The sequence below is a fragment of the Actinophytocola sp. genome, assembly GCF_036002505.1.
Taxonomy (GTDB): Bacteria; Actinomycetota; Actinomycetes; order Mycobacteriales; family Pseudonocardiaceae; genus DASYTH01.
On the sequence record NZ_DASYTH010000233.1, the window covers coordinates 1 to 21,487 of the forward strand.

Here is a 21,487-nt window from a genome sequence, read left to right on the forward strand (position 1 = left end):
GACGGCTTCGACCAGTTCTTCGGCCTGCTCCTGCACGGCGCGTCGGCACAGGTCTACGCCAAGCAGGGCTGGGTGAACTACCGCCCGTCGACGGTCTACCTGCACAGCGCGGGCGTCGTGCACAGCGACCGAACCGGCAAGGACTACGCGGTCGCGCTGCTATCGCAGCAGTCCGCCAGCAACCAGACCGCCCGGGCCCGCCTGTCCACTGTGGCCGCCGCCGCACTCGGCGCGCTGGGTGCCGGCTAATTGCCGGTTCCCCCATACGCACGGCAACTATCGACACTGTCTGTGTAACACGGAGTGATGCATGAGTTGTGGTCATAATTTGACAGCTATTTGTGGCCTCCACGCCTTTCCTCGGCACGCCTCGGCACTTACCCTGAACTTAGCGCAAATCTCAGCCGACATTCACTGAAGTTTCTGAAGTTCCCGAGCTGTCAGAAGGACGTGGCTGAGGCTTCTAGCGTCGTCGTTGTGCGCGGGCGTATCCTGCTGCCAAGACACCTTCGGCGCCTCGCGTGAACCCTCTGAAGTTCCGGCCCGTTACCGCTCGGAACACAGGTCAGGCCGCGCGATGGATGGAGTTCGGCGTGGCAGGTTCTGTGATTTCCAGTGCTGTATTGACCGGCCTGCCGTGGCCGGTCGTACTGGTTCTTGCGTTGTCCGCGTTCTTTGTCTACGGCTGGAGGGTTCACCTACGTCATCGGGAGAACATGAAAGCACTTGACAGAACTACACGTGACAAGGTGGCGGACGTCATGGGTTCAATAACTGGACGCAGGGTTCGTAGTACTGGTCGAGACTTGTCTAAGACCTCCCGCGATGAAGAGCCTGACTAGCTCGTGCCGGAAGCTCGCCGACGTCATAGTGGCAGTGGAAATATGCCGACAGCCCACGGACGCGAACCATGCCGGAGCCCCCAACGACTGCAGTTGCTCGCGTCATTCGCTGCATTAACGGCCGAGGAGGGAGCTGATTTCCTGGTGGGCGGGGCCGGCTTCGGCGAGGTGGCGGAGGGGTTCGGGGACCGGTTCGCCGCGGTGGGTCATGGCGGCGGCGTAGAGGCGGCCGGCGCGGTAGGAGGAGCGGACGAGGGGGCCGGCCATGACGCCCGGGAAGCCGAGGGACTCGGCGTGTTCCTTGTGCGCCAGGAACTCTTCGGGTTTGACCCAGCGGTCGACCGGGTGGTGGCGCAGGGACGGCCGCAGGTACTGCGTGATGGTGATGATCTCGCAGCCGGCGTCCCGCAGGTCCTGGAGCGCGGCGGAGACCTCGTCGGGGGTTTCGCCCATGCCGAGGATCATGTTGGACTTGGTGACGAGACCGGCGGCGCGGGCAGCGGTGAGGACCGACAGGGAGCGCTCGTAGCGGAAGGCCGGGCGGATCTGCTTGAAGATGCGGGGGACGGTTTCCAGGTTGTGCGCGAGGACCTCGGGGCGGGCGGCGAAGACCTCGGCCAGTTGGTCGGGGTCGGCGTTGAAGTCGGGGATGAGGAGCTCGACGCCGGTGCCGGGGTTGAGCGAGTGGATCTCGCGGACGGTCTCGGCGTAGAGCCAGGCGCCGCCGTCGTCGAGATCGTCGCGGGCGACGCCGGTGACGGTGGCGTAGCGCAGGCCCATGGCCTGGACGGATTCGGCGACCCGGCGGGGTTCGCCGCGGTCCAGCTCGGCGGGGCGGCCGGTGTCGATCTGGCAGAAGTCGCAGCGCCGGGTGCACTGGTCGCCGCCGATCAGGAAGGTGGCCTCGCGGTCCTCCCAGCACTCGAAGATGTTGGGGCAGCCGGCCTCCTCGCAGACCGTGTGCAGCCCCTCGCGCTGGACCAGGGCCTTGAGCTCGCGGTACTCCGGGCCCATCCGCGCCCGGGTCTTGATCCACGGCGGCTTCTTCTCGATCGGCGTCTGGCTGTTGCGCACCTCGAGGCGCAGCAGCCTCCGTCCCTCCGGCACGACCGTCACACCGGCAACATTACGCCCCGTACCTAGGTGGCCTAGCTCACACGACCCCTGTTGACGCCACCCATCGTCACGGGTTAGGCACGTCATGTGGTGAAAACCCGCTGGCTTCTCGCGCTCCCCGCAATTCTGCTGACCTCCGTGGTCGCCGCGCCTCCAGCGACCGCCGAGCCGCCACCGACCCCGCGGATCACCAAGGGTGAGGACCCGGCGAACGGCCCGGACCGCAACGAGGTCGCGGCCACCGACGCGCCCACGGCCCGGGTGGCGCCGGCCGTCGGGGAGAACCAGGCCGGGCCGAAGTTCGGCTACCCGCGCCGGACCCAGCTGCGGGTCTACCCCGAGGACGCCGCCGACAAGTCGATCAAGCTCGGGCTGGTTCCGTACCACGCGATCGCGCCCCGGCTCAACGACCTGCAGCGGCGCAGCGACCGGGTCTCGGTCGAGGTCGCCGGCCAGTCCGCCCTGGGCCGCGACCTGTACCTGGTCACGCTCACCGCGCCGGAGCGGTCCGCGGAGACCCGGCAGCAGGACGCCTGGCGCGCCGAGATCGAGGACGACCCGGTCCGCGCCGCGCACGACAAGCGGCTCGAGCACGGGTACAAGGCGCCGGTGTGGATCAACAACAACATCCACGGCAACGAGTGGGAGGGCACCGACGCGGCGCTGCACCTGATCGAGGACCTGGCCACCAGCAACGACCCCAACATCCGGCACCTGCTGGCCGAGCACCGGCTGTACTTCAACATCACCGCCAACCCGGACGGCCGCAACGCCGGCACCCGGGTCAACGCCAACGGTTTCGACCTCAACCGGGACTTCGTCACCTCCTCGCAGCCGGAGGGCGTCGCCATGCGGGAGATCGTCGAGGCCACCCAGCCGGTGATGATGCTGGACCTGCACGGCTACATCGCCGGCACCCAGATCGAGCCGACCGGCCCGCCGCACGGCCAGAACTACGACTTCGACCTCTACATCCGGCACGGCCTGGCCAACGGGCTCGGCATGGAGGCCGCGGTCAAGGCGCTCGGCTTCCCCGAGGCGCAGGCCACCATCGTGCCGTTCCGCGACATCCCGCCGGGCGAGTGGGACGGCTGGGCGCCGATCTACACGGCGCAGTACTCGATGTTCCACGGCGCGGTCTCCTACACCATCGAGATTCCCTTGCGGGTCAACAACTCCGCCTACGACACGCTGCCGGTGGAGGAGCTGCGCCGGCGCGCGGCGATCAACGCGGCGGTGTCCGAGTCGACCATGCGCACCACGCTGGACTACCTCGACCAGCACGCCGTGGAGCTGATCGACAACCAGATCGAGATCTTCCGCCGGGGCGCGGCCGGTGAGCCGCAACGATTCCTGCCGGACGGGTTCGTGCCCGGGTTCGGCCCGGAGGACCGGTTCACCACGACGTTCCCGCGCGCGTACGTGATCCCCGCCGGGGCCACGCAGCGCTCGGCCGTGGCCGCGGCCCGGCTGGTCGACCACCTGGTGGCGCACGACGTCCGGGTGCGCCAGGCCGAGCGGGACTTCCGGCTCGCCGGCCGGAGCTACCCGGCCGGCTCGTACCTGGTGGACATGCACCAGGCGAAACGGGCGCTGGCCAACGTGATGCTCGAGGCCGGCCGGGACATCTCGCACGACGCGCCGGTGACGTTCGACATCGCCGGCTGGAGCCACCGGCTGCTGTGGGGCGCCTCGGTGGACGTGATCTCCGGCGGCGACCTCCGGGTGCCCAGCCGGCCGGTGCTGGCGGCGGCACCGACCGGCGGCGTGGACCCGGCTCCCGGGCGGGACCTGGCGATCCGGATCCGGGACGGCAAGGACGCGCGGGCGGTCAACGACCTGCTGGGCCGCGGGTTCGAGCTGCACCGCCGCGGCGACGCGACGGTGATCGTGCCGGCGTCCGCGCGGGCGGCGGCGATCGAGGTCGCGGACCGCTACGGGGTGCGGTTCACGGTCGCCCCGCCGGGCGAGCCAGGTGCGGTGCTGCGCCGCCCGACGCTGGCCGCCGCGGTGGCCGCCGACGAGCTGTTCGCCTTGCGGGACATGGGTTTCGACGTCCGCCCGATGTCCACCGCGATCCTCAACGCCGGGTTCAACCTGTCCACAGTGGACGTACTGGTGGTCTCCTCGGGGTTGCGCTTCGACCAGCTCACCCCGGACGCGCAGGCGGCACTGCGAGCGTTCTTCGCCCGCGGCGGCGGCGTGATCACCCGTGGCGCCACCGGATCCCGGTTCAACGCCGACGCCGGGCTGCTCGACGTGCACGCCGTGCCGGGACGGCCGGACGCCAGCGGGGTGATCACGGTGACCAACGCGCCAGGTGTGCTCGGCGGTGACGGCCTGCCGAACTCGTTCGTCTCCGCGCCCCAGTGGTTCACCGACCTCGGCGCCGGGGTCACCGTGGAACAGCGCTTCGCCACCGGAAACCCGCTCGTGGCCGGGCACTGGCTACCCAACGACGACGGCACCGGTGCCCGCGAGGCCGCCGCCGGCCAACCGCTCGTGGTCTCCGGTGTGGACGACAGCGGTGCACACGTGCTCATGTTCGGCAGCGAGCCGCTGTTCCGAGCCCACCCCAAGGGCCTCTACGCCCAGGTGGCCAGCGCCATCTACTGGGGCGTCGCCCGTCAACTGCCTTAAGGTTTCGCTGAAGTAGTATGCCGGAGTCGACTGGATACTGATTGTGACAGTGCACTGGCGGAGGGAACCGGCATGCAGGGCCCATGGGGGAGTGACGCGCCGCGGATTCGTCCAACAATGGGTGGTCCGCTGCTGGGGCCACGATTGTTCGTCCCGGAGGAACGGTGGGGCTGGGAGTTCCTGGCTCCCGGAAGGGCCGTGCTCAGCCCGGAGGCGAATACTCCACCGGTTCGGCAGGAGGTCTATCTCCCGGCGAACTACGCGCAGCTCGAGGTGGACAGCAAGCGGGCGTGGCGAGGCCTGGTTCGCTACGGGATTCTGACCCTCTGGCTCGCCGGGCTCGCCTCGTTGATTCCGAACAAAGCATGGATCGGTTCAGCGGTGTTGTTCGTCGGGATGGGGTTGACGATCGGCCGGTACGTCATGGTCCGCAACCGGTTCAAGTCGGCGAAGGCCAGATATGAGTCCGGGTACAAGGGCGTGGACGAGGCCTTTGCCCGGGAGTACGCCGCCTGGCAGCAACGGGTTGCCGAGCATGACCGGAATGAGGCCGCCCGGATCGCCGCGGCCATGCGCTGGATTCCGGTGCGGCTGACCTCGCGGCCCAGCCGGGTCGACGTCTTCGGTGGCACGTCCGACGGCTGGGCGAGCCTGCTGACCACGGCCGGCGCCGCGTCGATGGCGCTGGGTTCGTCGGTGCTCGTGCTGGACTTCACCGAGCGGCTGGTGGCCAGCGAGTTGGTGGATCTCGCCATCGCCGGGGGCTACCCGGTGGAGATGCGGGACGCGCCGGAGTGCCTGCCCAAGGTCAACCTGCTCCAGGACCTCGACCCGGCCGACATCGCCGAGGTGGTCGCCGAGACCGTCCACACGCTGCAGACCTCGCCGATGAGCCCCGATCTTCGCGGGCTGCATTCGAACCTGGTTCTGGTCGTGGCGCAGACATTGGAGAAGTCGGCCAGCTTCACCCGGCTGCACGCCGGGTTACGGGTGCTGCGCCGGGTGTACGACGTCGAATCCGAGACCGTGTTGACGGCGAGCGAGTTCCGGAAGCTCAACTCCGCCATCGACACCGTCGGCACGACCGACCAGGTGCACAACGAGCTGCTGAATCTGACCGCGGTGCTGGACGTACTGGTGGCCGAGGAGCGGTCCGCCGGCATCGTCGAACCGGAGAGCTTCGGCGCGGTGTGGCCGGTGCGGGGACTGTCGGTGGTGGCGACGCACGGGACCGCCGAACGACGCAAGAAGCTGCTCGATCTGACCGTCTTCCAGCGCACGCTGTGCGAGCTGCGGATGCGGCGGCCGGGCGGGCGCCAGGTGCTGGTGGTGGCGGGCGCTGATCACGTCGGGCTGGAGAGCCTCGAGGCGATGGCCCGGCAGGCGCGCCGGGTCGGTGTGCAGCTGGTGCTCCTGCTCGAGCATCTCCGCGACGACCTGCAGAAGCTCCTCGGCGGTTCGGACAGCGTCGCCCTGGTGATGCGGCTGGGCAACGCGGCGGAAGCCTCGGCCGCGGCTGACTACTTCGGTCGGGGGCACAAGTTCGAGATTTCCGCGCTGACCATCCAGGAGGGCCAGACGACCACCCGTGGCTGGTCGCGCTCCGTCGGTGAGTCGAAGAGCGAGTCGCACACGCGCGGGTACACCGTCGGCGGTGGTTTCTCCAGCGGCCCCCAGGGCAGCACGGGTTCCTCCACCTGGAGCGGCAACCGCGCGAACACGACCACCCGCGCGCAAAACTGGCAGGACTCGTGGAACAGGTCGGTCGCGGACTCGAGGAACGAAAGCGGGACGCTGTCCCGGGTCTACGAGTACAGCATCGAACCGACCACCATTCAGGGGCTTGCCCCCACGGCGTTTCTGATGATCGAGGAAGGCCCCGCCAGCCGCCGGGTGGTCGTCGGGGACTGCAACCCCTTCATCGCGTTCCTCGAGCGGGTGGGTCCCGGGTATCCGTCCTCATGAGACTGTCCCTTTTCGACGGTTTCCGGTTCCACAAGCTCACCGTGGTGCCCAGGGTCGACACGGAGCCGCCGATCTCGGGCGCGGACCGGCCACCCGCGGACGGTGGGCGGGCGCCGGCCCAGCTCTTCGCCGCGCTGACGGCGGCGCACGCCGAGCTCGGCAGCCGGCACGGCGCGATCGCCGTGGCCTGGGACCGGCTGGCCGGGCGGCGCATCCGGGTCGTGGTCGGCGGCCGGCCCGTCTTCCCGGCCGCCCGGCCCGGGGAGACCGCCGGTCCGGTCCCGGTCCTGTACCCGCCCGGCAGCCTTGGTGTCGAGCTGGACCCGGCCGAGATCGGCGCGCAGTGGTCGGGTCTCCCGGTGTGGATCCGGTGTCCAGGCGGTCCGGATCCACTGTGGACGCCAGGGCCGGCGGACCCGGGTGAAGCGCCGCGACGTGGCGGTTTCGACGACTACGTCGCGCATCTTCCCGGTGAGTTCGCCTGGCTGGTGATCGCCGAGCCACTGAGCTCCGAGGCCGCCGAGCGGGAGCTGCTGAGCCTGGAGACCAGGCTGCCGCGGCTGCGCCAGCGGGAGACCTCCGAGCCGGACCGGGTGAGCGTGCTGCGCGCGGAGGGCCGGTACCGCGAGCTGTCCCGGGCGCGGACGGCGGGCACCTGGACCGTGCACGTGCTGGTCGGTGGGCCGGACGAGGCCCGCGTCCGCAGCGCCGCCGCCCTGCTGTGCAGCGCGAGCGACCTCGACGCGCTGCCGTACGTGCTCACCCCCGGAACCGAGTTCGCCGGCCTCACCGAGATCTGGGAGAAGGCCGTCGATTCCGGGGCCGACGTACCGCGGTCTCCGTTCACCGCCACCAGCGAGCTGGTCGCGGCGCTCGCCCGCCCGCCACGCCGCGAGCTGCCCGGCGTGCGCATGGTCGAACCGCCCTATTTCGACCTGACCCCGGAGTCCGACGGCGACATCCACCTCGGTTCGGTCCTGGACGACGCCGAGGCGCCGATCGGTGAGTTCCGGGTCAGCCTCGACACGCTCAACCGCCACACGTTCGTGGCCGGGGCGACCGGCTCCGGCAAATCTCAGACCGTGCGCTACCTACTGGAAGGACTGCACCAGGCCGGCATCCCGTGGCTGGTCATCGAGCCGGCCAAAGCCGAATACGCCGGAATGGCCGGCCGAATCGATTACCCCGTGACGGTCATCCGCCCCGGCGACCCCGACATCTACCCCGCCGGCCTCAACCCCCTCGAGCCGGAACCGGGTTTCCCGCTGCAGACCCATCTCGACCTGACCCGCGCGCTGTTCCTGGCCGCGTTCGACGCCGACGAACCGTTTCCCCAGGTCCTCGCGCACGCCCTGACCCGCTGCTACACCGATCTCGGCTGGGACCCGGTCACCGGCGACGCCCGCCTCGCCGGCGGCCGGCCCAAATACCCCAGCCTCGGCGATCTCCAGTCGATGGCGAAACGGGTCGTCGAAGGAATCGGCTACGGCCGCGAGGTCGCCGACAACATCCGCGGCTTCGTCGACGTCCGCATCGGATCGCTCCGCCTGGGCACCCCCGGCCGATTCTTCGAAGGCGGCCACCCGCTCGACATCGGCGCGCTGCTGAAACGCCACGTCGTCCTCGAAATCGAGGACATCGGCTCCGACGCCGACAAGGCATTCTTCATCGGTGCGGTTCTGATCCGCCTCTTCGAGTACCTCCGCCTGCATCCCGCCGCCGGCCTGCGCCACGTGACCGTGCTGGAAGAGGCGCACCGGTTGCTCAAAAACGTGCAACCCGGCAGCCCCGCGGCGCACGCGGTGGAGCTGTTCACCTCTTTGCTCGCCGAGATCCGCGCCTACGGCGAAGGCATCATCGTCGCCGAGCAGATTCCCAGCAAAATCGTGCCCGACGTCGTCAAGAACACCGCCTGCAAAATCCTCCACCGCCTCCCCGCCGCTGACGACCGGGCCACCGTCGGCGCCACCATGAACCTCAGCGACCCCCAGTCCCGCCACGTGGTAACCCTTCCCCCGGGCAAAGCCGCCGTCTTCACCGACGGCATGGACCGCCCCATCCGCGTAGCCGTGCCCACCCACCAGTCGCTGGAAAGCGCCACCGGCGTGGACAAAGCCGCCCCCGTCACCCGCCACCGCTCGGTAACCTGCGGCGCGCTCTGCCGCGAACGCCCCTGCACCCTCCGCGAACTCAACCATGCCGTCTATTCGGCATCCGACCCAAAACTCATCCTCTGGATCGAACTCCTCACCGTCGCCCACCTCACCGGCCGCCCCGCCCCCAACCCGGATCCAACCTGGATCGCCGCCCTACACGCCGGGTTCACCGACCGCCGCACCCTGGACTGCGCCGTCGCACATCGTATACAAGAGGCCGTCAACTCCCGCTACCTAGGCCTCGCCAAGCACTATCCTCCCGAGGACCTCGCCGTCCACCTGACCGCTAGCGCCCACGCCACCCTCGCCGCAACCCCCATCCCCTGCAACGGCAACGAGTTCACCTGGCAAGCCGCCAATTACCGCTGGTACGACGTCATGGTCGCCCTCAAGAAACCGGTCGAGACCGACGACGACGCCCCCCACCCCGACACCCCCCGCTGGGCCTCCCGCGGCCTGACCCTCCCCGGCAACACGCGGGCCGAACAACTCGCCGCCCTCCGCCTCCGCCCCGACTTCTGGCAAGCCAGCGCGGTCACCATCCGCGGCGCCAACACACCCCCTGCCTTCCAATCCGCCGTGGACAAACTAGCCCGCGAAACCGACCCGATCGCCCGCTTCACCCAAGCCACTGAATACCTGAACCTCCGCACAACCTGGGCCTCACGCGTGCTCGGCGTAGGTAGGCAAAAGTAGGGGACGCCATGAGCGACGAAACTGCCGAAACACCGCCCAAGCCCGAAAGCACCGAATCCACCGACACATCCGCCGAGGACGCCGGCGCCCACACCGAAGAAGTCGCCGACCCCGAATCCGACGAAGAACCGGCGGAGTCCACCTCCGACTCCACCGAAACGCCCCACTCCGAAGAGGTCGCCGACCCCGAGGATTCCGACGAGCCCGGTGGGCCGGAGGAGTCGGACGAGCCCGCGGAGCCGGACGAATCGGAGGAGGAACCCGAGGGACCGGAGGAACTGGAAGAGCCGGAGGAGCCCGAGGAATCCGAAGAGCCGGACGAGCCCGAAGAGCCAGACGAGCCCGAAGAACCGGAGGAGCCTGAGGAGCCGGAGGAACCGGACGAGCCCGAGGAGCCGGAGGAACCGGACGAGCCCGAAGAACCGGACGAGCCCGAGGAGCCCGAAGAACCGGACGAGCCCGAAGAACCCGAGGAGCCGGAGGAGCCCGAGGAGCCCGAAGAACCGGAGGAGCCCGACAAGCCCGAAGAACCGGAGGAGCCCGAGGAGCCGGAGGAGCCAGACGAGCCAGAGGAGCCCGAAGAACCGGACGAGCCGGACGAGCCGGACGAGCCGGACGAGCCCGAGGACTTTGAACGGGAACGGGAGCTGAGGCCAAGCGATCCACGGTGGGATGGTCCGTGGTCAGTTGGAAGTGACGTTCGGACTGCTGATGCGCCGCTCGAGCTTCCGAGCACGGACCCCATGGCACTCACCGAGGCAGGGAAGCCCCCGGTGTTTCTCGCGCAGGCCGAAATGGATTCTCCGCCGCGGCTGCAGTCGCTGGAGAGCACTGACAGTTCCTTGCCGTTCCAGTCCCCGGCTGAACCGGGTGATACGCCAATTTTTCACACGCCGTCGACGTTGGGTGACGCGCCGCGAACTGAGGATGATGCGGACAGCCAACCGGACGATTCGGCCACCAACGGCGATGAAACCCCTGCTGCTGAGATCGCTGAGATGGCGATGAGCGCGAGCGACCAGACACCCGATGATCATGATCAGTCGAGCAACGACGGGCCTCCAGCCGGCAATGACCATGACGATACGGGGACCGAGCCGCCTGATGCGGCCGCTCGAGGTCCTTGGAATGAGCCTGAAGGCAGAGTTGTTGCGGTCGGCCGCCAAGGCGATGACGGCAAGATGGAATGGACGACCGAGGCGAGGCCTCCTGGCGGAGATCCGCCCGTTCCACCAGAACGTCGGCCCGGCCGTGGTGAGGAGATGAAGGAGGACCCGGCGGAACGAGACAAGGCGGAGGAGAGCGTTGGCAAGACCGCCGTGAATGAGGGTTACAAAGTTTCCGAGTACGTATCCAAGGTCGTGTATCCGGGTGTGCCAACGTCTGAGTCGAGGACCGCGACCGTCCAAGATCACTCGCTACCTGCCGCGGAGCCAACGGGTGCCACTGGGCAAACAGGAGACCCATTCACGGGGCCGATTGCGGTCGGTGCCGCATTGTGGGATCAGTGGAAGAGGCACCGCGAAAATCGATCACCGGATGAATCGGCGGACACGGGTGACAATCGGGCCGAGCCGGAGGCGTCCGATGCGGACGAAGGCAATGAGGATGAGAAGTGACCACCGACTCGGGGACCGGGGTGGGGCTGCGATGAATGCCTCATATGGGGCGTTGAGCGCTCTGAAGGGGGCATTCATCGGGCCGTATCTGCCTCAGGCGGAGGGCACTAGGCGGCGCAGTAGTTGTTCAACGGGGTTGCGGCGGCGGGCGGTCCGCTCGGGCGCGTTGCGCATCAGGGTGAAGTAGGTCGCGCCGATGCGGGTGATCTCGTCCTTGGGTTCGTTCGGCTTCGCGAGCCCGGAGGCAAGCGCGAGCATCCGCTGCTCGCCTTCCAGCGCCGCGCGCAGGGCCGACCGGTGCTCATCGACGTTCGTGTCGAGCAGTCGGCGGAGCACGTCGTGCCAGGCGGCGGTCGACCGCCAAGCCGCCGACACAACCTCGACCGGATCGGCGTCCGGATCCCGCTCGGCCTCGGCCAGAGCGAGCTCCACCCGCCCGGTCAGTGCCATGAACCACCGGTGGTGCAGCGCACGCAACAGTTCCGCCAGGCTGTCGAACACCTCGGCGACCTCGGGGATCTCGTCAAACGGCAGCGTTGCCGCGGGGTTGCGCCGGGCGTGCTCGACCACGGCGTTCAGCACGTCGTTTCGGCGGTAGAAGTCGTTCCAGCCCATGGTTTCCCCTCGTTTCCGTGACCTGGGTCATACCGCGGGTTTGCGGCATACCATCGGTATGTCCGACACAGCCAAGCTATCAGCCAGCCGTAACGCGGACATGTCGTACCGTTGTGAGGGTGGTGACAATGCGGTCAAGGCGCCTGGACTATTCCGAGTCCACCAGGCAGGCCCTGGTCGACTCGGCCGTGGAGCTGTTCACCTGGCACGGCTACGCGGCCACCGCCCTGGACGCCATCGCCAAGCGCGCGCGGGTGACGAAAGGCGCGCTGTACCACCATTTCAGCGGCAAGCAGGCGCTGTTCGAGGCGGCCTTCGACGTGGTGGAGAGCGCCGCGGTGGCCCGCCTCTCCGAGGTCGTCGGCGGCGGCGGGTCGGCCTGGGACCGCGCCGTGCGCGGCGTCGAGCTCTACATCCAGTCCTGCCTCGACCCGTCCTACCAGCGCATCGTGATCCACGAGGGCCCGGTGGTGATGGGCTGGGAGCGCTGGCGCGAGGCCGAGGACCACTTCAGCTACGGCCTGGTCCGGGACACCATCGAGGCCCTCGTCGCCGCCGGAGAGATCGTCGAGCTCCCGGTCGAGGTCACCGCCCGGGTGCTGTTCGGCGCCCTCTCCGCCGGCGCCACCTACATCGCCGGCGCCCAGAACCCCAAGAAGGCCGGCACCGAGGTGTCCCGGACAATCGTCGCCGTGATGGAAGGCATGCGCCGGCAGGCCCACCAGCCGGCGGTTTAGCTTCCCTTCAGTACGAACCGCACGCCGGGGGCGGTCGGCTCGGCGCGGGGGAGCCAGCGGTCCTCGACGGGGAGGGAGCCCTCGAGGACGTCCAGCACGGCTTCCCGGGCTATCGGGAGGACCTCGGCGACCGGGACGTCCCGGCCCAGCTCGGCGGAGAGCGACGTGACGCCGGCGTCACGGATGCCGCACGGCACGATGCGGTCGAAGGCGGCCAGGTCGGCGTTGCAGTTGATCTCGAAGCCGTGCATGGTGACGCCGCGCTGGACCCGGATGCCGATCGCGGCGATCTTGCGCTCGGGGCGGTCGGTGGAGGCGCTGAGCCAGACGCCGCTGCGGCCCTCGACCCGGCCGGTGGACACGCCCAGCTTGTCGCAGACCGCGATCAGGGCCTGCTCGACGCGCCGGACGTACTGCACAACGTCGACCGGGTCACCCAGCTTCACGATCGGGTAGCCGACCAGCTGGCCGGGACCGTGCCAGGTGATCTTGCCGCCGCGGTCGACGTCGATCACCGGGGTGCCGTCGGCGGGCCGCTCGTCCGGCGTGGTGCGCTTTCCGGCGGTGTACACCGAGGGGTGTTCCAGCAGCAGCAACGTGTCCGGCCCGGTGCCGTCGGCGCGCGCGGCCAAGGTCGTCCGCTGCAGCTCCCAGGCGTCCCGGTAGTCGATCGTCCCCAGCTCCCGGACGTGCACGGGAGCGCTCGCGGCTCGGCAGGAGGTCACCCTCGTGACGATACGCCCGCCGGCAGGGGGCCATCGGAGTCCGCCAGGGAACCCCGATGGCCCCACCCCCACGATTTACGTGGTCGGCGGGATGACGCCGTTCTTGGCCATCGGCAGGCCGAGTTGCTCGGCGCCGAGCAGCCGGGCGGGCTCGACCGGGAATCCGGTCAGCAAGGGATTGATGTGCCGCAGCCGCAGCCCGATCACCGAGGGCAGCGGCGGCGCGATGATGTCGAACTTCTCGATGTCGACCCAGCGCACGATCCGCAGCACCTCGGGCGGAATCGGCTGGTCGTTCTTCTGCACCGGAACGCAGAACTGGCGGTTTTCCACGACCCGGACGTCGGCCGGCGGAATGTTGCCCAGGACCGGGTTGAGCTGGGTGAGCCGCAGCGGGATGTTCAGCGGAACCTGCGGGGACGTGCGGTAGCACAGCAGATCGATGAACTGGACCAGGCGCAGCACTTCCGCCGGCGGGAAGACGTCGTTCTTGACCACCGGCAGGCACAGCTGGGTGGGTCCGAACAGGGTGATCTCCCGGCGCGGCAGGTCGCGGAGCAGCGGGTTGAGATGGCTCACCACGAGCGGGATCTGACTGGTCGTTGTCGTGTTGACCTGGTAGCAGGACAGGTCCACGAACCGGACGAACGGCAGCACGCTGGCCGGCGGAACCGCGTTGTTCTTGAACACCGGGGCGCACAGTTGGACCCGCGGACCGAGGGTCACCGGCACGCGGGGGAAGCCGGCCAATACCGGGTTCAGGTGGCTCAGCACCAGATTGGCCGGGGGCGGGGTGAACGGATCGGTCTTGAAACACTCCAGGTCCAGGTTGGACACGAAGTCCAGCGGCGTCGGGAACGCCTGCACCTGGCTTGCTGCCGGTGTCGCCGCGCCGATTCCGATCACCGAGGTGAGGAGGGCGATCACCATCAGGCCGATTCGCGTTCGGCCCATTGATCTCCGAGACATACTGGCCCCTTCTGACGAATAGCAGGGACTACAGCAGTACTCGGAACCGGTTGTGGTTCGGTTGTAACCGGACCTTGCGCGATTCAGAGCGCGGTCAGCGCCGCGTCGATCTCGGTGTGCCGGAACGTGAAGCCGGCGTCGAGCAGCGCCCGGGGCAGCACCCGCTGGCCGAACAGGATCTCGTCGGCCACCTCGCCGAGCACGACGCGCAGCGCGAACCTCGGCACCACCCACGGCGCCGGCCGGCGCACCGCGCGGGCCAGGGCGCGGGTGAGCTCGGCGTTGGTGACCGGCGCCGGCGCGGACACGTTGACCGGGCCGGAGACCGAGCCGTCGGCGAGCACGAACCGGATCGCCGACACGACGTCGGCGACGTGGATCCAGGGCATGTACTGCCGGCCGTTGCCCAGCCGGGCGCCCAGCCCCAGGCGGAACAGCGGGCGGAGCCGGGCCAGCAGCCCGCCGTCGGCGGCGAGCACGTGCCCGACGCGCAGGTGCACCACCCGGACCCCGGCCTCCCGCGCCCGGTCGGCTGCGGCCTCCCACTGCCGGCACAGCGCCGCGAGGAAACCGCCGCCGGCCGGCTCGGTCTCGTCCACCTCGCGGTCCCCCGTGTCGCCGTACCAGCCGACCGCAGACGCGTTGACCAGCAACGGAATCCCGGCGTCAGCGACCGCGGCGGCGAGGACCTCGGTCGGCTCGACCCGGCTGTCCAGCAGCACCTGCTTGCGGGCGTGCGTCCAGCGCCGGTCGGCCACCCCCGCCCCGCACAGGTTCACCACCGCGTCCACGCCGTCCAGCGCGCCGGCGGCGATCGTCCCGGCCGGCGGGTCCCAGCCCCGCTCGTCCGGGCCCACGACCGCCCGCCGGACCAGGCGGAGCACCTCGTGGCCGGCGCTCCGCAGCTCCGGCACCAGCGCGGTGCCGATCAGCCCGGACGACCCGGCGACCGCGACGCGCACCTACAGGCCCAGGTCGGCCTCGAAGTTGCCGTCCTCCAGCCGGCGCTTCACCGCGGTGAGGAACCGCCCGGCGTCGGCGCCGTCCACCAGCCGGTGGTCGTAGGTGAGCGCGAGGTAGACCATCGACCGGACCGCGATCGTGTCGTCGCCGTCCGCGTCGGTGATCACCACCGGGCGCTTCACCACCAGCCCCACGCCGAGGATGCCGACCTGCGGCTGCGGGATGATCGGCGTGTCGAACAGCGCGCCCTGGCTGCCCAGGTTGGTGATCGTGAACGTGCCGCCGACCAGCTCGTCCGGGGTGACCTTGTTGGCCCGGGTCCGCTCGGCCAGGTCGGCGATCTTGTGCGCCAGCCCGGCCAGGCTCAGGTCGCCGGCGTTGTGGATGGCCGGGGAGAGCAGCCCGCGCTCGGTGTCCACCGCGATGCCCAGGTGCTCGGAGCCGTGGTAGGTGACCTCCTGCGTCTCGCCGTCGATCGACGCGTTCAGCTTGGGGTGCTGCTTGAGCGCCTCCACCGCGGCCTTGGCGAAGAACGGCAGGAACGTCAGGTTCACGCCCTCGCGCTGGGCGAACCCGGCCTTCGCCCGGGACCGGAGCTTCGCGACGCGGGTGACGTCGACCTCCACCACCTGGGTGAGCTGGGCGGAGACCTGCAGCGACTCGACCATGCGCCGGGCCACGGTCTGCCGCAGCCGGCTCATCTTCTCCGTCTTCCCGCGCAGCGCCAGGGCCTGCGCGGACGGCTGCGCCGGTGCCACGGCCGCCGCGCGCGGGGCCGTGGGGGCGGCAGGTGGAGTGGGTGCAGGCGCGGCGGCCGCGGCCTTGGCGGCCTCCGCGGCGGCGAGCACGTCCTGCTTGCGGATCCGCCCGCCGATGCCGGTGCCCTGCACGGTGGACAGGTCGATGCCGTTCTCCGAAGCCAACTTCCGCACCAGCGGCGTGACGTACGGCGTAGCCGCGCCGTCCGTCGCCGCGGGCTGTGCCGGGGCGGCCGCGGCGACCTGCGGCTCGGGTTGCGGGTCCGGCCGTGGCTGAGGCGGGGCCGGAGCGGTCTGGGCGGGTGCGCTGTGCCGGCCCTCGTCCGCGGGCGCGGCGGCCGGCGACGGTGCAGGCGCGGCCCCGGCCGCGCCGATGACCGCGAGCTGGCCGCCCACCTCCACCGTCTGGTCCTCGGCCGCGGTGATCTGCAGCAGCGTGCCGGCCACCGGTGCCGGAATCTCCGTGTCGACCTTGTCGGTGGACACCTCGAGCAGCGGCTCGTCCACCTCGACCCGGTCGCCGACCTGCTTGAGCCACCGGGTGACCGTGCCCTCGGTGACGCTCTCGCCCAGCGCCGGCATGGTCACCGGGGTGCCCGGACCACCGGTCGCCGCCTGCGGTGACTCGGGGTGCAGCTGCGGACCCGGCGCCGCGGGCTGCTCCCTGGCCGGCTCCGGGGCGGCCTGCTGCTGCGCCGGTTGGGCCGCGGGAGCCGGGGGCGCGGACCCATCGCCGCTGTTCTCGGCGCCGTCGCCGATCACCGCCAGCTCGCCGCCGACCGCGACCGTCTCGTCCTCCTGCGCGGTGATCTTCTGCAGCACGCCGGCCGCGGGCGAGGGGATCTCGGTGTCGACCTTGTCGGTGGACACCTCCAGCAACGGCTCGTCCACCTCCACGCGGTCGCCGACCTGCTTGAGCCACCGGGTGACCGTGCCCTCGGTGACGCTCTCGCCGAGCGCCGGCATCTGGACGGAGATGGCCATGTCTTCGCTGACTCCTCGTGACTCAGTGAACATGCAGGGGCTTGCCGGCGAGGGCCAGGAACGCCTCGCCGATGGCCTCGGTCTGGGTCGGGTGGGCGTGGATCAGCGGCGCCACGTCCTCCGGGTAGGCCTCCCAGTTGTAGATCAGCTGCGCCTCGCCGATCAGCTCGCCGACGCGCTCGCCGACCATCGTGACACCGACCACCGGGCCGTCCGGCGCCTTGACCAGCTTGACCCCGCCCGAGGTCTTCAGGATCTGGCTCTTTCCGTTGCCGCCCAAGGAGTACACGTACGTCTCGGCGTTGCCGTACTTCTCCTTGGCCTGCGCCTCGGTGAGCCCGACCGAGGCCACCTCGGGCCTGCAGTAGGTGACCCGCGGGATGCCCAGCTCGTCGATCGGCGCCGGGTTCAGCCCGCCGATCACCTCGGCGATGAAGATGCCTTGCTGGAATCCGCGGTGCGCGAGCTGCAGGCCGGGCACCAGGTCGCCGACCGCGTACACGTTCGGCAGGTTGGTGCGCAGCTTGTCGTCGGTGAGCACGAAGCCGCGGTCCATCCGCACGCCGGCTTCCTCGTAGCCGTGGCCCGCGCTGTTCGGCCCGCGGCCGACCGCGACCAGCAGCAGGTCCGCGTCGAACGACTCGCCGGACTCGAGCGTGACGGTGACCGCGGAGTCGGTCTGCGTGGCGCCGGTGAACTTCACGCCGGTCTTGTACTTGATGCCGCGCTTGCGGAACGCCCGCTCGAGCTGCTTGGACGCCCATTCGTCCTCCAGCGGGACGAGCCGGGGGAGTGCCTCGACGATCGTCACGTCCGCGCCGAAGGACTTCCAGACGCTGGCGAACTCCACCCCGATCACACCGCCGCCGAGCACCACGACGCTCTCCGGCACGTAGTCCAGGTTCACCGCCTGGTCCGAGGTGATGATCCGGCCGCCGATCTCCAGGCCGGGCAGCGTCTTGGCGTAGGACCCGGTGGCCAGCACGACGTTCGTGCCGGTGTACCGGTCGCCGCCGACGGTCACGGTGTTGGGCGCGGTGAACGTGCCCTCACCGTCCACCACGGTGACCTTGTTCGCCTTGGCCAGCCCCTGCAGGCCCTTGAACATCTGGCCGACCACGCCGTCCTTGTAGGAGTTCACCCCGGCGATGTCGATGCCCTCCAGCGAGGACTTCACGCCGAACTGGTCACCCTCGCGGGCGAGGTCGGCGACCTCGGCGGCGTGCAGCAGCGCCTTGGTCGGAATACACCCGCGATGCAGGCAGGTGCCACCGAGCTTGTCCCTCTCGATGAGGATGACGGACAGGCCGAGCTCGGCGGCGCGGAACGCACAGGCGTAGCCACCCGACCCGCCGCCCAGGATCACAAGGTCAGCGGAGGTGTCAGTCACGGGGTTCTCCTAGATGCGGCAACATCGACACAGCGGTTTCACACGCCATCTTGTCACTACGTAGGGCACGCTTGCGAGGTGGCCGGGTGCCGCCGGGGTGATCCGTATGGAGGTAGTTGACGTGGGACTTTTCGACTCGCTGCGCCGCAACCGCAAGGCGGGGACGATGCGCGGCGCGACCAGGCAGGACACGGCTCACCTGGAGCAATGGGCGGCGGAACGGCACGGTGTCGAGGCGTACGTGGAGCCGCGCACCCACGTCACCGAGACAACCGTCGTTCTAGTCGCGCACGACGGCGAATGGACCCGCCGCCGAGTCTCCAGCGCCGACGCAGCCTTCGAGTTCGCCAAGAAGCGCGCCATGCCCATCTACGAGGTGGAGCGCGTCGGCTACCCGAAGCGCATGCGTGAATACCAGGAGCGCCAGAAGCGCGGTGGCCACCCCGCCTGACCCGCGAGTCCCCGTTTCGGGCACGCGAGTCCCTGGTTTGAGCACCTGAGTTCGCGGTTCCGGACACCTGCTTCCAGCCCTGAAGCGGGAACTCGGCGTCCTGAAGCGGGGACTCGCGGTCCTGAACCGGGGACTCGCCAGCTCTCCCCTAGCCGTTCTCCGCGATGTCCGCCAGCAGCGCGGCGAGGGTGCGGACGGGGACGCCGGTGCCGCCCTTGCCGGTGTAGCCCCACGGGGAGCCGCTGTTGAACGCCGGGCCGGCGACGTCGATGTGCACCCACGGCAGACCCTGGGGCACGAACTCGCGCAGGAAGAGGCCGGCGGCGAGCATCGAGCCCCAGCGGTGGCCGGTGATGTTGGCGATGTCGGCGAGCTTGGAGTCGAGGTCGGCGCGGAGCTCCTCGGGCAGCGGCATCGGCCAGCCGCCCTCGCCGGTGGCCTTCGCGATGGCGGCGACCCGGTCGCGCAGCTCGTCGCTGCCCATGATCCCCGCGGTGCGCCGGCCGAGGGAGACGATCTGCGCGCCGGTCAGGGTGGACGTCTCGACCAGGTAGTCCGGCTCGTCCTCGCCGGCCCGCACGATCGCGTCGGCCAGGATCAGCCGGCCCTCGGCGTCGGTGTTGAGCACCTCGACGGTCTTGCCGCCGTACATGGTGAGCACGTCCCCCGGCCGGTACGCGGTGCCGGACGGCATGTTCTCCGCCATCGGCACCGTGGCGACGACCTCCAGCGGGTATTTCAACTTCGCCGCGAGCACCGCGGTGGCCACGATCGCCGCGGCGCCGGACATGTCGGAGCTCATCTCCTCCATGTGCGACGCCGGCTTGATCGAGATGCCGCCGGTGTCGAACGTGATCCCCTTGCCGATGAGGGCGACCTTCCTGCGCGCCTTGGGTCCGCGGTAGCGCATCCGGACCACCCGCGGCTGCCGGACCGAGCCGCCGCCGACCCCGAGCACGCCGCCGTACCCGGCCCTGCGCAGTGCCTTCTCGTCGAGGACCTCGACCTCCAACCCGGCCGCCGTGCCCAGCGCCCTGGCCCGCTCGGCGAACGAGGCGGGGTAGAGGTCGTTGGGCGGGGTGTTGATCAGATCCCGGGCGGTGGCCACCGCCTCGGCGATCGCGATGGCCGCCTTCAGCGTGGTCCGGTGCTCGCGCGCGGTGCCGGTATCCGGGCTGGCCAGGTCGACCCGGGCCAGTGGGGTGTCGCGGCTTCCGGACTTGTAGCCGTCGAACGTGTACGCGCCCAGCGCGGTCCCCTCGACCGCGGCCTGAAGGTCCACAGTGGACAGAACGGTGACGGCCCGGGCGGTGCCGGCGAGGCTGCGCGCGGCGGCGCCGGAGGCCCGGCGGACCTGCTCGGCGCTCACCGTCCCGGCCTGGCCGGGCTGGTCGAGCCCGGCGGCGACGACCAGCCCCGCGGGCAGCCGGCCGAGCGTGGGCACCTTCACCACCTCGTCGGTCTTCCCGGTGGCGCCGAGCGTGTTCAGCACCTCGACCAGCCCGCCGCCGAACGCCGTGTCCACCGCCTCGCCGCCGGGAGCCAGCCGCACACCGTCACCGTCCGGCATCGTGCCGATGATCACGGCGTCGGCCTGGGCCTGCGCCGGATCTGTGCTGATGAGGGCGAGTTTGGGCAGGGTCACGGAGGCTCCTCGGTTGCTCGTGCGTCCCCAGCAAGGGCGTTGAGGCATGCTAACTACCGTTGGTCGGATGACCTACCGGGTGCCGTGCGGGCTGGCCGCGATGATCGGGGCGGGGATCTTCGCCGGTCTCGCGCCGGCCGCCCGCGTCTCGGGGGCCTGGCTGCTGGCCGCCCTCGCGCTGGCCGCGCTGCTGGCCGTCGCCTGTGGACTGTCTACTTCGAATCGTCCTGGCCCGCTCGGGGTGGTCGGCCGGGTGGCCGGTGCCGCCGCGATCGCCGGTATGTTCGGGAGTTACGTGCTGCCAGCCCAACCGTTGCCGGCGGCGGCCGCACTGCTCGCGGTCGCCGCAGTGCTCACCGCGTTCGGCGTTCGCCCCTCGCGGCCGGTCATGATCACCGGGGTCGCCGTGGTGCTGGCCGGGCTCGTGGTGTTCGTGGCCGCCTGCCTCGCCATCGAGCCGGCCGGGTCGGCGGTCGCGGTGCCCGAGGCGGACAACCCCGCCGGGCTGCCGGCCGCGACCCTGCTGATGTTCTTCGGTTTCCTGGGTTTCGAGCAGGCCGGGCCGCGCCGCCGCGGCGCAATCGTGGTGGCGCTGGGCGGGTACCTCGCGGTCGGCTACGCGGCGCTGCGCCAGCTCGGCGGCCCGCGCCTGGCCTTCTCGCCGGCGCCGCTGCGGGACGCGCTGGCCGCCGCGGACGCGACCGCCCTGGACCCGATCCTGACCGTGGCCGCCGCAACCGCCGCGGTGCTGGCGCTGCTCGGCGTGTTCGCCGACCTCCGCCGGGCCGGCCGGATCGTGCCGCCGGCCGCCGGGGTGGTCGCGGCCGTGACCGCCGCGTTGCTCAGCGTGCCGGTGTCGATGGGCCTCGCCTCGGCGCTGCTGCTCGCGCAGTACGCGCTGACCGGGCTACGTCGCCACCAGCGCCAGGATGAACGCCACCACGGTGAGCACAATGGTGATCACGAACGGGGTGGTCCGGACGTCCCGCGGGAAGAACCTCCGGTCGTTGCGCCGGTACCACCAGACCGCCCAGGCGATCGCCGCAGCCAGCCCGAGCAGGATGCCGAACCCGCCGATCCACACGTAGCCGACCAGGACGAGCAGCCCCGGCAGCAACGGCGTCATGACCGCGACCGCGGTGATCCGGACGTCTGACCCCACGCCCGCGGACACCGAGTTCGTCAGCGAAGTCTCTGTCACGGTTCAGCATGGTAG

General features: G+C 70.3%; 15 protein-coding genes and 1 pseudogene. 8 read left to right on the forward strand and 8 right to left on the reverse strand.

The genetic code is table 11. The annotated features are described in order from the left end of the window. Positions 1 to 249, forward strand: a pseudogene (locus VGR06_RS21135) (hypothetical protein); the annotation flags it as partial. Between the two features lie 707 nt (positions 250 to 956). On the opposite strand, the gene lipA reads toward VGR06_RS21135, so the two are convergent. Further along, complete coding sequence (gene lipA, locus VGR06_RS21140) at positions 957 to 1,958, reverse strand: lipoyl synthase (protein ID WP_327560849.1); 1,002 nt, start codon at positions 1,956 to 1,958, stop codon at positions 957 to 959. Positions 1,959 to 2,045: 87 nt separating this feature from the next. Between lipA and VGR06_RS21145 the strand changes: the two genes are divergently transcribed. The 4 genes from VGR06_RS21145 to VGR06_RS21160 all read left to right on the forward strand — a co-directional run bounded on the left by VGR06_RS21145 (position 2,046) and on the right by VGR06_RS21160 (position 11,034). Beyond that, the gene (locus tag VGR06_RS21145) at positions 2,046 to 4,598 is read left to right on the forward strand and encodes a M14 family zinc carboxypeptidase (protein ID WP_327560850.1); all 2,553 of its coding nucleotides are present in this window, start codon (positions 2,046 to 2,048) and stop codon (positions 4,596 to 4,598) included. 117 nt (positions 4,599 to 4,715) lie between these two features. Next, positions 4,716 to 6,563, forward strand: a complete 1,848-nt coding sequence (locus VGR06_RS21150; RefSeq protein WP_327560851.1) for a hypothetical protein — start codon at positions 4,716 to 4,718, stop codon at positions 6,561 to 6,563. Next, complete coding sequence (locus VGR06_RS21155) at positions 6,560 to 9,415, forward strand: ATP-binding protein (RefSeq protein WP_327560852.1); 2,856 nt, start codon at positions 6,560 to 6,562, stop codon at positions 9,413 to 9,415. The genes VGR06_RS21150 and VGR06_RS21155 overlap by 4 nt, the downstream gene beginning before the upstream one ends. Positions 9,416 to 9,423: 8 nt before the next feature. Beyond that, a complete protein-coding gene (locus VGR06_RS21160) occupies positions 9,424 to 11,034 on the forward strand; it encodes a hypothetical protein (protein WP_327560853.1) in 1,611 nt (536 codons plus the stop codon). Between the two features lie 93 nt (positions 11,035 to 11,127). Here VGR06_RS21160 and VGR06_RS21165 read toward each other — a convergent pair whose 3' ends face one another. Next, positions 11,128 to 11,649, reverse strand: a complete 522-nt coding sequence (locus VGR06_RS21165) for a hypothetical protein (RefSeq protein WP_327560854.1) — start codon at positions 11,647 to 11,649, stop codon at positions 11,128 to 11,130. Positions 11,650 to 11,777: 128 nt separating this feature from the next. Between VGR06_RS21165 and VGR06_RS21170 the strand changes: the two genes are divergently transcribed. Beyond that, on the forward strand, positions 11,778 to 12,386 hold the full coding sequence (locus VGR06_RS21170; protein WP_327560855.1) for a TetR/AcrR family transcriptional regulator: 609 nt from the start codon (positions 11,778 to 11,780) through the stop codon (positions 12,384 to 12,386). Here VGR06_RS21170 and lipB read toward each other — a convergent pair. The 5 genes from lipB to lpdA all read right to left on the reverse strand — a co-directional run bounded on the left by lipB (position 12,383) and on the right by lpdA (position 18,175). Beyond that, positions 12,383 to 13,111 carry a lipoyl(octanoyl) transferase LipB gene (gene lipB / locus VGR06_RS21175; RefSeq protein ID WP_414637304.1) on the reverse strand — a complete coding sequence of 243 codons (729 nt, stop codon included), beginning with the start codon at positions 13,109 to 13,111 and terminating at the stop codon, positions 12,383 to 12,385. The two genes, VGR06_RS21170 and lipB, sit on opposite strands and share 4 nt — an antisense overlap. A gap of 75 nt (positions 13,112 to 13,186) precedes the next feature. Further along, entirely contained in the window at positions 13,187 to 14,065 is an 879-nt protein-coding gene (locus VGR06_RS21180) for a hypothetical protein (protein ID WP_327560856.1), read from the reverse strand. Between the two features lie 98 nt (positions 14,066 to 14,163). Then, positions 14,164 to 15,042, reverse strand: a complete 879-nt coding sequence (locus tag VGR06_RS21185; RefSeq protein WP_327560857.1) for a TIGR01777 family oxidoreductase — start codon at positions 15,040 to 15,042, stop codon at positions 14,164 to 14,166. Continuing rightward, positions 15,043 to 16,785, reverse strand: a complete 1,743-nt coding sequence (sucB, locus tag VGR06_RS21190; protein WP_327560858.1) for a 2-oxoglutarate dehydrogenase, E2 component, dihydrolipoamide succinyltransferase — start codon at positions 16,783 to 16,785, stop codon at positions 15,043 to 15,045. It abuts the gene before it with no gap. 22 nt (positions 16,786 to 16,807) lie between these two features. Then, the gene (lpdA, locus tag VGR06_RS21195) at positions 16,808 to 18,175 is read right to left on the reverse strand and encodes a dihydrolipoyl dehydrogenase (RefSeq protein WP_327560859.1); all 1,368 of its coding nucleotides are present in this window, start codon (positions 18,173 to 18,175) and stop codon (positions 16,808 to 16,810) included. Between the two features lie 106 nt (positions 18,176 to 18,281). Here lpdA and VGR06_RS21200 point away from each other — a divergent pair, with 106 nt between their 5' ends. Beyond that, a complete protein-coding gene (locus VGR06_RS21200; RefSeq protein ID WP_327560860.1) occupies positions 18,282 to 18,626 on the forward strand; it encodes an oxidoreductase in 345 nt (114 codons plus the stop codon). 148 nt (positions 18,627 to 18,774) lie between these two features. Here VGR06_RS21200 and VGR06_RS21205 read toward each other — a convergent pair whose 3' ends face one another. After that, the gene (locus tag VGR06_RS21205) at positions 18,775 to 20,271 is read right to left on the reverse strand and encodes a leucyl aminopeptidase (RefSeq protein WP_327560861.1); all 1,497 of its coding nucleotides are present in this window, start codon (positions 20,269 to 20,271) and stop codon (positions 18,775 to 18,777) included. A 67-nt stretch (positions 20,272 to 20,338) separates the two neighbouring features. Between VGR06_RS21205 and VGR06_RS21210 the strand changes: the two genes are divergently transcribed. After that, on the forward strand, positions 20,339 to 21,427 hold the full coding sequence (locus tag VGR06_RS21210; protein ID WP_327560862.1) for a hypothetical protein: 1,089 nt from the start codon (positions 20,339 to 20,341) through the stop codon (positions 21,425 to 21,427). The last annotated feature ends 60 nt before the right edge of the window (positions 21,428 to 21,487 follow it).

Excerpts from the sequence above, each read along its gene's own strand:
- VGR06_RS21150 (WP_327560851.1), top strand. The coding sequence starts at position 4,716 with ATGGGTGGTCCGCTGCTGGGGCCACGATTGTTCGTCCCGGAGGAACGG.
- VGR06_RS21155 (WP_327560852.1), top strand. The coding sequence starts at position 6,560 with ATGAGACTGTCCCTTTTCGACGGTTTCCGGTTCCACAAGCTCACCGTG.
- VGR06_RS21160 (WP_327560853.1), top strand. The coding sequence starts at position 9,424 with ATGAGCGACGAAACTGCCGAAACACCGCCCAAGCCCGAAAGCACCGAA.
- VGR06_RS21165 (WP_327560854.1), bottom strand. The coding sequence starts at position 11,649 with ATGGGCTGGAACGACTTCTACCGCCGAAACGACGTGCTGAACGCCGTG.
- VGR06_RS21170 (WP_327560855.1), top strand. The coding sequence starts at position 11,778 with ATGCGGTCAAGGCGCCTGGACTATTCCGAGTCCACCAGGCAGGCCCTG.
- VGR06_RS21180 (WP_327560856.1), bottom strand. The coding sequence starts at position 14,065 with ATGGGCCGAACGCGAATCGGCCTGATGGTGATCGCCCTCCTCACCTCG.
- sucB (WP_327560858.1), bottom strand. The coding sequence starts at position 16,785 with ATGGCCATCTCCGTCCAGATGCCGGCGCTCGGCGAGAGCGTCACCGAG.
- VGR06_RS21200 (WP_327560860.1), top strand. The coding sequence starts at position 18,282 with ATGGAGGTAGTTGACGTGGGACTTTTCGACTCGCTGCGCCGCAACCGC.
- VGR06_RS21210 (WP_327560862.1), top strand. The coding sequence starts at position 20,339 with ATGACCTACCGGGTGCCGTGCGGGCTGGCCGCGATGATCGGGGCGGGG.